Source organism: Phenylobacterium sp. 58.2.17, from assembly GCF_026411515.1.
Classification (GTDB): domain Bacteria; phylum Pseudomonadota; class Alphaproteobacteria; order Caulobacterales; family Caulobacteraceae; genus Phenylobacterium.
On record NZ_JAPMTQ010000021.1, the window covers coordinates 49362 to 59023 of the forward strand.

The 9662-nt window shown below is 70.8% G+C and carries 13 protein-coding genes; 3 read left to right on the forward strand and 10 right to left on the reverse strand.

The annotated features are described in order from the left end of the window. Window positions 1-19: 19 nt before the first annotated feature. Together grxC and OUA97_RS14145 are read right to left on the reverse strand one after the other, a co-directional pair. Window positions 20-277: a glutaredoxin 3 gene (grxC, locus tag OUA97_RS14140; protein ID WP_267232577.1), complete on the reverse strand. Its 258-nt coding sequence runs from the start codon at window positions 275-277 to the stop codon at window positions 20-22. A gap of 33 nt (window positions 278-310) precedes the next feature. Continuing rightward, a complete protein-coding gene (locus OUA97_RS14145; protein ID WP_267232578.1) occupies window positions 311-1096 on the reverse strand; it encodes a ComF family protein in 786 nt (261 codons plus the stop codon). Between OUA97_RS14145 and OUA97_RS14150 the strand changes: the two genes are divergently transcribed. Then, the gene (locus OUA97_RS14150; RefSeq protein ID WP_267232579.1) at window positions 1095-2006 is read left to right on the forward strand and encodes a methyltransferase domain-containing protein; all 912 of its coding nucleotides are present in this window, start codon (window positions 1095-1097) and stop codon (window positions 2004-2006) included. The two genes, OUA97_RS14145 and OUA97_RS14150, sit on opposite strands and share 2 nt — an antisense overlap. Here OUA97_RS14150 and OUA97_RS14155 read toward each other — a convergent pair. From OUA97_RS14155 to OUA97_RS14170, 4 genes are read right to left on the reverse strand one after another with little or no spacing between them, the layout of a single operon-like run. Further along, window positions 2003-2590, reverse strand: a complete 588-nt coding sequence (locus tag OUA97_RS14155) for a hypothetical protein (protein WP_267232580.1) — start codon at window positions 2588-2590, stop codon at window positions 2003-2005. The genes OUA97_RS14150 and OUA97_RS14155 overlap by 4 nt on opposite strands. A gap of 2 nt (window positions 2591-2592) precedes the next feature. After that, the gene (locus tag OUA97_RS14160) at window positions 2593-3819 is read right to left on the reverse strand and encodes a M48 family metalloprotease (RefSeq protein ID WP_267232581.1); all 1227 of its coding nucleotides are present in this window, start codon (window positions 3817-3819) and stop codon (window positions 2593-2595) included. A 3-nt stretch (window positions 3820-3822) separates the two neighbouring features. Continuing rightward, window positions 3823-3948, reverse strand: a complete 126-nt coding sequence (locus tag OUA97_RS14165; RefSeq protein ID WP_267232582.1) for a hypothetical protein — start codon at window positions 3946-3948, stop codon at window positions 3823-3825. After that, window positions 3939-4505: a hypothetical protein gene (locus OUA97_RS14170; protein WP_267232583.1), complete on the reverse strand. Its 567-nt coding sequence runs from the start codon at window positions 4503-4505 to the stop codon at window positions 3939-3941. Before OUA97_RS14170 ends, OUA97_RS14165 begins: the two co-directional genes overlap by 10 nt. A 231-nt stretch (window positions 4506-4736) precedes the next feature. Here OUA97_RS14170 and OUA97_RS14175 point away from each other — a divergent pair, with 231 nt between their 5' ends. Continuing rightward, a complete protein-coding gene (locus OUA97_RS14175) occupies window positions 4737-5114 on the forward strand; it encodes a DUF4168 domain-containing protein (protein ID WP_267232584.1) in 378 nt (125 codons plus the stop codon). A 53-nt stretch (window positions 5115-5167) separates the two neighbouring features. Here OUA97_RS14175 and OUA97_RS14180 read toward each other — a convergent pair whose 3' ends face one another. The 4 genes from OUA97_RS14180 to OUA97_RS14195 form a co-directional block, all read right to left on the reverse strand. Continuing rightward, window positions 5168-6037, reverse strand: coding sequence for a kinase (locus tag OUA97_RS14180; RefSeq protein ID WP_267232585.1), 870 nt, complete (start codon window positions 6035-6037; stop codon window positions 5168-5170). Continuing rightward, window positions 6027-6902 (reverse strand): LysR substrate-binding domain-containing protein, encoded by an 876-nt coding sequence (locus OUA97_RS14185; protein ID WP_267232586.1) that lies wholly within the window; start codon window positions 6900-6902, stop codon window positions 6027-6029. Before OUA97_RS14185 ends, OUA97_RS14180 begins: the two co-directional genes overlap by 11 nt. Before the next feature lie 240 nt (window positions 6903-7142). Next, window positions 7143-7553 (reverse strand): 8-oxo-dGTP diphosphatase MutT, encoded by a 411-nt coding sequence (gene mutT, locus OUA97_RS14190; protein WP_267232587.1) that lies wholly within the window; start codon window positions 7551-7553, stop codon window positions 7143-7145. A 39-nt stretch (window positions 7554-7592) separates the two neighbouring features. After that, window positions 7593-8126 carry an NUDIX hydrolase gene (locus tag OUA97_RS14195; RefSeq protein WP_267232588.1) on the reverse strand — a complete coding sequence of 178 codons (534 nt, stop codon included), beginning with the start codon at window positions 8124-8126 and terminating at the stop codon, window positions 7593-7595. A 249-nt stretch (window positions 8127-8375) separates the two neighbouring features. Between OUA97_RS14195 and OUA97_RS14200 the strand changes: the two genes are divergently transcribed. After that, window positions 8376-9662 (forward strand): DEAD/DEAH box helicase (locus OUA97_RS14200; RefSeq protein WP_267232589.1); only part of this gene is annotated, 1287 nt, incomplete at its 3' end.

The following is a 9662-nucleotide window of genomic DNA, read 5'->3' on the forward strand; positions in this document are numbered from 1 at the left end:
TGAGCGGAAAGATCAAGCTTCAGGCCGCCAGGAGGGCGTCCAGCTTGCCGTCGTATTCCAGCGCCATCATGTCGTCGCAGCCGCCGATGTGGCGCTCGCCGATGAAGATCTGCGGGAAGGTCGCCCGGCCGTTGGCGCGCTGGACCATCTCCTGGCGCTTCTCCGGATCGAAGGCCGCCTCGATCTCATTGAACGCCACGCCCTTTTTCTCCAGCAGCGACACCGCGCGGATGCAGTAGGGGCAGTACGGTTTCGTATAGATGGTGACTTCGGCCATGGCTCGACTGATGCGGGTGGTGACGGGTCTGCTCTATATGGAACGACTTGAGCTTTCTTTAACCCTCGCGACCACTGCGGCATGGACGCGCAGCGCCCCAGCCGCCAGCAGCGCCCGCGCGCAGCCTTCCAAAGTGGCGCCGGTGGTCATCACGTCATCGATCAGCAGGACGGTCTTGCCGGCCACCAGCCTGGCCTTGGCCGGCGGCACGGCGAACGCCGCGGCGACGTTGCGCCGCCGCCCGCCGCCCGATTTGCCGCCCTGGCTCGCGGTGTCCCGGACCCGCGCAAGCGCATCGGGCAGATAGGCCACGCCCGACAGCCGGCCCAGCGGCCGGGCGATCTCGGCGGCCTGGTTGTAGCGCCGCCCCAGCAGCCGCGCGCGGTGCAGCGGCACGGGCGCCAGCACGTCGGCTTCGTCCAGCAACTCGCGCGCCGAACGGCTGATCCAGCGGGCGAACAACGGCGCCAGGTCGGTGCGGTCGGCGTGCTTCAGCTGCAGGATCGGCCCGCGCGAGGTCTCGTCGTACAGGCACGCCGCCCGCGCCCGCGCGAACGCCCGCGGCCGAGCCGAGCAGGCGGCGCAGCGGACGCTTGCCCCCAGGTCGTATTCGAACGGCAGGCCGCAGCCGTCGCACAGCGGCCCGTCGATGAACGGGATCGTGCTCCATGCCGCTGCGCTCAGGCCGCCGCTCATCGCCGGCGCGCCGCCGTCGAGCGATTGGGGTGGGAAAAGCAGGTCCAGCGCGGTACGAACCGCGGCCGTCGCGCGCGGCCCGGGTTTCCACCGGGCGTCCGCATCGCCATCTAGAAAGCCCATGTCCGCCCCGCCCCGTCTCTTCGACCGCGACCTGCACCGCACCCGCCTGGACCGCGCCGCCCCCGGCTACGCCGCCGCCGACTTCCTCAAGGCCCGCGCCGCAGAGGACGCCGTCGTGCGCCTGGAAGCGATCATGCGCGACTTCCCGCGCGCCGTCGATCTGGGCGCGCGCAATGGCTGGTTCGCCCGCTGCCTGGCGCAGAGCGACGCCGCCGCCCGCATCGGCTTCCTGGTCGAGACCGACCTGTCGCCGAAGATGCTGGCCGGCCGCGACGGCCTGCGCCTGGTCGCCGACGAGGAGCGCCTGCCCTTCGCGCCCGGCAGCCTCGACCTGGTCGTCTCGACCCTGGCCCTGCACTGGACCAACGACGTGGTCGGCGCGCTGATCCAGATTCGCCGCGCCCTGAAGCCGGACGGCCTGTTCATCGGCTCGCTGCTGGGCGGCGCCACCCTGACCGAGCTGCGCCAATCGCTGCTGGCCGCCGAGGCCGAGCTGACCGGCGGCGCCGGCCCCCGCGTCTCACCCTTCGCCGATCCCTACGACGCCGCCGGCCTGCTGCAACGCTCGGGCTTCGCCCTGCCGGTGGCGGACGTCGACCGCGTCACCGTCCGCTACGCTCATCCGCTGAAGCTGCTCGCCGACCTGCGGGCCATGGGCGAGACCAGCGTCCTGGCCGAGCGCCACCCCAAGCGCCTGACCCGCCAGGTCCTGGCCCGCGCCTTCGAGATCTATGTCGAACGCTTCGCCGAGCCCGACGGCCGCGTGCCCGCCACCTTCGAGATCCTGACCCTGACCGGCTGGGCGCCCGACCCCAGCCAGCAGAAGCCGCTCAAGCCCGGCTCGGCCAAGATGCGCCTGGCCGACGCCCTCGGCGTGGTCGAGAACCCGCTGCCGCGGGACGAGACCTAGCCCAGCTTCGCCGAGCCGAGGATCGCCTCGACCTCGGCCAGATAGGCGTCGAAATAGTGCTCGGCCGGCGCCAGGTAGAGCAGGACATAGGTCTTGCCGCCCTGTTCGCTGATCACTCCGGCGCCCTTCACGTCCAGCCCGGCCTTGGTCTGCGCCGTCAGATCGAAACGCACGCCGGCGCCCTGGCCGAACTGGGCCGGCCGCGGCCGCATCAGCTGCACGCGCTGATACTCCAGAGCCACCACGCTGTCGGTGATGAACTCCAGCCGCTCGCTGGCGCTCATGTCAGGCCGGATCACCGGCGTCGGGGTTTCCTTGCGGGCCGGCTTGATCAGGTACTCGCCCGGCGCCAGGCCGTCGGTGACGTAGAGCCGATTGAGCAGCGGTCCGTCGATCGACAGCAGCCGCACCTTCGCCGTGCGACCGGTCATGATGTTGCTGATGTCGGACCACTCGCGGCCCAGGGCGACCTCATAGCCCGTCCCGACCTTCAGCGTCCCGGCGGGCGCCGAGGTGACGGAGGCGCAGGCGGCCAGCGCCAGGCAGGCGCCGAGCGGCGCAAGAGCTCGGATGAAGGTCCACATGGTCATTTCCCCTTGTCGAGGCTGGAAAGGCTGTCCTGCACCATCCAGGCGTCCTCGGCCTGCGGCGCCTTGGCCAGATAGCTTTCGTAGGCGGTTCGCGCGCCGGCCAGATCGCCGTCGCGCCGCCGGATATCGCCCAGCTCGCGCCAGACCGCGGCCGGCGCGTCGGCGTGAACCGCGGCGGTCAGATAGGCGTCGCGCGCCTTGGCCAGGTCCCCGTCGCCGCGTCGCATCCGATAGGCCTCGCCGCGGAAGTAGTTGAGCACGCCGAGGTCCTCGCCGTCGGCCGCCAGCCGATCGATCACCACCAGCGTCTGGCCGAAGTCGCGCTTGCGCAGGTCGTCGCGCAGCCAGGCGCCCAGGTGCGGGCGGATCGCCGCGCGATGGCGCTCACGGCCCCGGTCGCCGCCGGGCTTCAAGGTCGCGGCCTGCGTGTCCAGCGCGGCGATCCGCTGGGCGCCGAGCGGGTGGCTGGAGAACACGCTGATCCGCGTCTCCGAGTTCCGGACCCGCTTGAAGTCCGAACCCTTCGTCTCGGCGGTCAGCCCGCGCCAGCTCTGCGCCGCCGCCGCCGGATCGTAGCCCGCCGCCGCCAGCTTGCGCTGGCCCAGCAGGTCGGCCTCGGCCTCCTGCTCGCGGCTGAACCTGAAGAACGAGGCGATCTGCGCGTAGTAGATCAGGTCGATGGTGTTGCCGGTGGCGTCCATGATCGACTGCGCCTCGCTCGCGGTGCCGGCGCTGGCCGCCGACGCGGCGCCTGCGACCGCCACGACGACCGTCGCGGCCAGCACCACGTTGGCTCGGGTCTTCTGGGCCCGATGCGCCTCGATGGTGTGGCTCTCGGTGAAATGGCTGATCTCATGGCCCAGCACATAGGCCAGCTCGGCCTCGTCGCTCGCCCGCAGCAGCAGACCCGACCAGACTTCCGAGTAACCGTTCGGCGCCATGCTGGCGTTCATGAACGGCCGGTCCATGACATAGACCCGCAAGTCCGGGCAGTGCGCGCCCGCCACCTTGCACATCACCCCGCGCACATAGGCGTTCAGCGCCGGGTCGGTGTTGAGGTCGGCACGGGTCTTGGCCTCGGCCTCGGCCTTGTCCATCACCGACCAGAAGCCGGCCTCGGCCGAGGCCGCGTCCGGCCGCAGACCCGCGGCGCGTTCCTGGGCGGCCGCCGGCGTCACGGCCAGGGCCGTCGCCAGGGCGATGGCTGACGTGCGCAAGGTCATGGCCTAGAGCGGCGCGTCCTTCAGCACGGCCTGGACGAGCTGGGCCGCTCCGTCCGGCTTGCGCATGTCGTCGTTTGGGCCGGTGCTGGCGACGTTGAACCACACGACGCGGCCCGTCTTCAGGTCCACCAGCGAGGCGAAGCACTGCTGGCCGCCGACCGGGACGCCGACGCCCAGGATCGCAGCCCCACCGCGGTCGCCACCCGCGCCCCGCTGGCGTAGTTGCCGCGGCCGAACACGAACAGCGCGTAGTCGGCCTCGTACGCCGCGCCCAGCGCCTGCGCGCCTTCGCCCAGCGTCCAGTCGAAGGACGCGGACTTGGTCGGCAGGCTTACATAGCCGTAGTTGAACATCATGATCGACTGGCCGACCGCCTCGTGCAGGCGCAGCAGCTGGCCGGTCCGCCCGCCCATGGCCTCGTCCGGATCGATCATCCGGTAGGCGTGCGAGCGGGCCTTCATTTGGCGCTCGACCTCGGCGGCGACATTGCTGCGCCCCTGCTCGGTCCAGTCGGCCCGCGGCTCCTGCATCCCCGAGGCGGTCAGCACCGCCAGTTCGATGTCCGGCTCGACCAGGACGATCCGCGCCCCGGCCGGCGGCTTGATCGGATTGCTCGCCAGCTTGGTGTTGGTCGTGGTGCACGCGGCCATCAGCAGGCACGCGGCGACAACAGCGAACAGTCTCATGACGCCCCCCAGCGGCCCTCGGCTGCATCGGAGGGCGGCCGCAATCTATACGCGAGAGAGACCGGATGTCGACGTGATTTCCGGCGCCTGCGGGCGTCCCAAATTCTGCGTCAATCCTGGGCGCCACAAGACCTTCACGCCCCAAACGGCCAAGCCGGGTCGCTTTTTGGCCACGTCGCCGATCTAACGTCGGTCTCGGCTCGATCCAAACGACTACAGGAACCCCCCTATATGCGTATTGCTATCCTGGCCGCCGGCCTGCTCGGCGCCGCCGTCGCCGCGACTTCCGTCCAAGCTCAGACCGCTCCGGCCGCTCCCGCCGCCGAAGCCCCTGCCGCGGGCGGCTTCTCCGACGCCGATCTCAAGGCCTTCGGCTCGGCCATGGCCGAGATCCAGAAGATCAACGGCGAGTACACGCCGAAGCTGGCCGGCGCCGACGGCCCGACCAAGGCCGAGGTGCAGAAGGAAATGATCAGCAAGATGGGCGCGGCCGTGCAGGCCAGCGGCCTCTCGCCGCAAAAGTACAACGACATGTCGGCCGCCGTGCAGAAGGACGCCGCCCTGCGCGCCCGTCTGACCACGGTGCTGAACGCCGAGCCGGCCGCCTAAGGCTTCGGCTCACGCCTTCGAAGGCCGCTCCGGGTTCGCCGGGGCGGCCTCTTTCATGCCCGCAAGGTCGGTCGGCGCGCAGCGTCCAGCGCCACCACGACATCGGCCCGGCCCGGCATCTCCTCGAGGATCCAGCGCGTCAGCCGCTCGTAGTGGGCGATGAAGCCTGCGACCTCCGCATCGCTCATCGCCCGACTCGCGTCCGCGCCCTCGCGCGCCAGCCGCTCGCGCAGCTTGCGCTCCTGTTCGATCCGCCAGCCCAGCACCACCTCGAAGCTCGGCGCCTGCAGCAGGACGAGCATGTCCAGCGCCCCGAACAGCTGCTGATAAGGTCCGGCCAGGGCCGCGTTGACGAAGCTGCGCCAGGCGCCGCCCGCGTCCTGCTGCGCTTCCAGCCCATTGACCGGCGCGGCCAGCGCCGCCGCCGGCTGGGGTCGCGCGCCCACGCACCAGCCTTCGAACAGCACCACGTCCGCCGGGCCTTCGAACGGCGCGCCGTGCTCGCGGCGGTCGTCGCGGGCCTTTTCGAACACCGGCCGCTCGTGGACGCCCGGAGTCCGCAACGCCGCCAGCATCTCCAGCCCCAGCGCCACGTCGTGCGTGCCCGGCACGCCGCGCACCGCCGCCAGCGGATGCACCTGCCGCGCCATGTCCTGCCGCTCGGCCCGCGTCAGGTAGAGGTCGTCCAGCGAGATCGCCGCAGTCCTCAGCCCGCGCGCCTCCAGCAGCCGCGCCAGCACCGCGGTCAGGGTCGACTTGCCGCTCGCCTGCGGGCCGCAGATTCCGACCACGATCCCGCCCGGCCGCGCGGCGTCGGCGATGCGTCCGGCCAGCGGAACCGCCACCTCGGCCACCACCCTCGCATAGCTGGCCGGCAGCCGCTCGCGCGCCATGAACTGCGCCAGCCAGGCGTCAGGCGTCATGCGTCGCCTCCGCCGCCAGCCGCGCGGCGATGTCCTTCAGCGCCCGCCGACGCGCCGAACCGGCGCGCCAGGCCATGACGATGGTCCGCCGCGGGGCGGGTTCTGGAAACCGCGCCAGGCTGATGCGCCGATCGGCCAGGTCCCGCGCCGCCATCTGCGGCAGCAGGGTGATCCCCTGCCCGTGCGCCACCAGCTGCAAAAGCGTGGTCAGGCTGGTCGCGCCGAAGGTGGTGAGGTCGCTGAGCTCGCAGGCCCCCAGCGCCTGGTCGCGCAGGCAGTGGCCTTCCTCGAGCAGCAGCAGCCGATCGGCCGGCAGGCTGCGCGGATCGTCGGCGGCCAGCGGCGCGCTCGCCGGGCTGGCCAGCAAGAACGGGTCGTCGAACAGCTCCACCGTCTCGATCCCCTCGCCGGCCAGCGGCGCAGCGGCGATCACCGCGTCCAGCTCGCCGGCCGCCAGCTCGCTCAGCAGGGTCGCGGTCTGGGTTTCGCGAACCTTCAGCTCCAGCCCCGGCAGCGCCGCCTGCAGCACCGGCGCGGCCCGCGGCAACAGGTAGGGCGCCACCGACGGGATCATGCCCAGCGCCAGGCGCCGCGAGCCGACCCCGCGCCGCTCGCGCGCGAAGTCCTCCAGGTCCTTGACCCCGGCGATCAACGCCCGCGCCCGCTCGGCCAGGGCCGTCCCGTCCGGGGTCAGCACGCTGGCGCCGCGCCCACGCTCGACCAGCACCAGGTCCAGTTCGGCCTCCAGCTCGCGGATCTGCATCGACAGCGCCGGCTGGGTGACATGGCAGGCGGCCGCCGCGCGGCCGAAGTGGCGCTCTTCGGCCAGGGCGGTCAGGTAGCGCAGCTGTCGCAAGGTCGGCATCTGCATAAGCTAGATTTATTGGCGGGCCGGACAAGCGCCTCGACGCTTATCGGAGCGCGACCCGCAGGTGCGACCTTTCGCCCTAGCATAACGACGATATGGCGCTGGTGTCTTCCCGGGACTCAGGCTCAACCTTGAGGCGTCCGTTGCACAGCCTGCATCGACACGGTCGAGGACTAGCTAGCTTCGACCCTGAGAGGCCCGCGGTGATCCGAGCTCACCGCGGGCCTTTTTCCGTTCTCAGACCAGGTCGCGCAGCCAGGCCACCAGCGGCGCATCGGCCGGCGGCATCGGATAGTCGGTAAGCTTCATCGGCTTCACCCAGGCCACGCCCGAATGCTCCTTGGCCGTGACCACGCCCTCCCAGCGCCGCACCAGATAGAGCGGCATCAGCAGGTGGAAGTCCTCATAGGTGTGGCTGGCGAACACGAAGGGCGCCAGGCAGGCGTGCGAGACGGTGATCCCCAGCTCCTCGTCCAGCTCCCGGATCAGGCATTGCTCGGGCGTTTCGCCCGGCTCGACCTTGCCGCCCGGGAACTCCCACAGCCCCGCCAGTTGCTTGCCGGGCGGCCGCTGACAGATCAGCACCCGGCCGTCGGAATCGATGAGCGCCGCGGCGGCGACGAGAACCATGCGCTTGGTGTCGGACATGCCAGCTTCCTCGCGGGATGCGCCCGCGATTGCAAGGGGTCAGGACCAGAGCTCGAACGGCTCGTCGATGTCCTCGCCGGCCAGGAAGCGCGCCAGCAGCAACGGCAGCCGCCCGGGATAGAAGCGGCCGTCGTGCGCTTCGATCTCGCCGACCGACCACCAGCGGAAGTCGGTATAGTCCTCCAGCTCGTAGTCCAGGCGTCCGGTCTCGTCGATCGCCGCGCCGCGCCCGTCCAGGACCACCTCGACCACCACCTCGTGCTGCACGCGCCGGGCCTGGCGATAGCGGAAGGTGGCGGTGCGCCGCCACGCGGGGCGTCCGACCTGGTCGGGTCGGGCGATGATCCCGGTCTCCTCGCGCAGTTCGCGCAGCGCCGCTTCGAGATAGGTCTCGCCCGCATCGACGCCCCCGCCCGGCAGCTCCCACCACTCGCCCTGCTCCGGCTCGGTGACGTCGCGGGTGCGGAACAGCAGGATCCGCCCGTCACGATCGCGCACCACCACACGCACCGCATGGCGCTCGGTCAGAGGCAAGTCGTCGGGCAGTTCGCTCAGCATCTCGATGGTCGGCATCGCCAATCCCTTGCAAAACTTGACTTTCGGCGCGCCGTCAGTCATATCCCTGCTGCGCCGCAACATTCGAGGCGCTATCGGCGCTCCAGCCGCGTGATGGTTCCGCAACCTCGGACCCAGCTGTCGAGCGCTTGAAGAGATCGCATAGATCGCCCCGCCACGCGGGGGCTTTCCACAAATGACCCGCGTTTTCGCGACCCTCGCTGCATGCGAGCGGCCGCGCTCGGCGCATCCGTGAAAGACACTCGTTTGACCAAATTTACCGACCTCGGCCTCGACAAGATGCTGCTCAAGGCCCTCAACGACGAGGGCTATGAGAAGCCGACCCCGATCCAGGCCCAGGCCATCCCCGGCGTCATGGCCGGCAAGGACCTGCTCGGCATCGCCCAGACGGGCACCGGCAAGACCGCCGCCTTCGCCCTGCCCATCATCCATCGCCTGGCCGCCGACAAGAAGGCCGCGCCGCGCCGCGGCTGCCGCGTGCTGGTGCTGTCGCCGACCCGCGAGCTGGCGACCCAGATCGCCGAAAGCTTCAAGGCCTACGGCAAGCACATGAACCTCAGCGTCGCCGTGATCTTCGGCGGCGTGAAGTACGGCGGCCAGATGCGCGCCATGGCGCCCGGCGTCGACGTCCTGGTCGCTACCCCCGGCCGCCTGCTCGACCACCTGCAGGAGAAGACCATCACCCTGCAGGGCGTCGAGATGTTCGTCCTCGACGAGGCCGACCAGATGCTCGACATGGGCTTCATCGTGCCGATCCGGCAGATCGTGAAGCACCTGCCGCGCCTGCGTCAGAACCTGTTCTTCTCGGCCACCATGCCCAGCGAGATCGAGAAGCTGGCCGGCGAGCTGCTGCGCCCCAACCCGACCAAGGTGTCGGTGACCCCGCAGGCCACCACCGTCGAGCGCATCAAGCAGCAGGTCATCTTCGTTGAGACCGCCCGCAAGCGCGCCCTGCTCTGCGAGATGTTCGCCGAGCGCGACTTCAAGCGTGTGATCGTCTTCACCCGCACCAAGCGCGGCGCCGACCGCGTGGCCAAGTCGCTTGAGGCGGCCGGCGTCGAAGCGGCCGCCATCCACGGCGACAAGAGCCAGGGCCAGCGCGAGCGCGCCCTGGCCGCCTTCAAGGCCGGCGAGGTCCGCGCCCTGGTCGCCACCGACATCGCCGCCCGCGGCATCGACATCGACGCGGTCAGCCACGTCATCCAGTACGAGCTGCCCAACGTGCCGGAAGCCTATGTCCACCGCATCGGCCGCACTGCGCGGGCCGGCGCCGACGGCTCGGCCGTGGCGTTCTGCGCCGACGACGAGCGTAACCTGCTGAAGGACATCCAGAAGGTCACCCGCCAGACCATCCCGTCCTTCGACCGCCGCAACGACCGCGGCCTGCACGTCATGACCCAGGCGATGCCGGAAGTGGCCGCCGAGCGGGCCGAGGCCGGCCGCAAGAACGCCACCCGCGCCGGCGGCGGCAAGCCGCAGGGCCGCAGCGACCTGCCTCCGGGCCTGCGCAAGCAGCGCAATCGCCCGGCCAAG

Bases quoted from the DNA above. Each gene is read 5' to 3' on its own strand.
- OUA97_RS14155 (WP_267232580.1), bottom strand. From the start codon at position 2,590: ATGTGGACCTTCATCCGAGCTCTTGCGCCGCTCGGCGCCTGCCTGGCG.
- OUA97_RS14145 (WP_267232578.1), bottom strand. From the start codon at position 1,096: ATGGGCTTTCTAGATGGCGATGCGGACGCCCGGTGGAAACCCGGGCCG.
- OUA97_RS14160 (WP_267232581.1), bottom strand. From the start codon at position 3,819: ATGACCTTGCGCACGTCAGCCATCGCCCTGGCGACGGCCCTGGCCGTG.
- grxC (WP_267232577.1), bottom strand. From the start codon at position 277: ATGGCCGAAGTCACCATCTATACGAAACCGTACTGCCCCTACTGCATC.
- OUA97_RS14195 (WP_267232588.1), bottom strand. From the start codon at position 8,126: ATGCCGACCATCGAGATGCTGAGCGAACTGCCCGACGACTTGCCTCTG.
- OUA97_RS14175 (WP_267232584.1), top strand. From the start codon at position 4,737: ATGCGTATTGCTATCCTGGCCGCCGGCCTGCTCGGCGCCGCCGTCGCC.
- OUA97_RS14180 (WP_267232585.1), bottom strand. From the start codon at position 6,037: ATGACGCCTGACGCCTGGCTGGCGCAGTTCATGGCGCGCGAGCGGCTG.
- OUA97_RS14185 (WP_267232586.1), bottom strand. From the start codon at position 6,902: ATGCCGACCTTGCGACAGCTGCGCTACCTGACCGCCCTGGCCGAAGAG.
- mutT (WP_267232587.1), bottom strand. From the start codon at position 7,553: ATGTCCGACACCAAGCGCATGGTTCTCGTCGCCGCCGCGGCGCTCATC.
- OUA97_RS14150 (WP_267232579.1), top strand. From the start codon at position 1,095: ATGTCCGCCCCGCCCCGTCTCTTCGACCGCGACCTGCACCGCACCCGC.
- OUA97_RS14170 (WP_267232583.1), bottom strand. From the start codon at position 4,505: ATGAGACTGTTCGCTGTTGTCGCCGCGTGCCTGCTGATGGCCGCGTGC.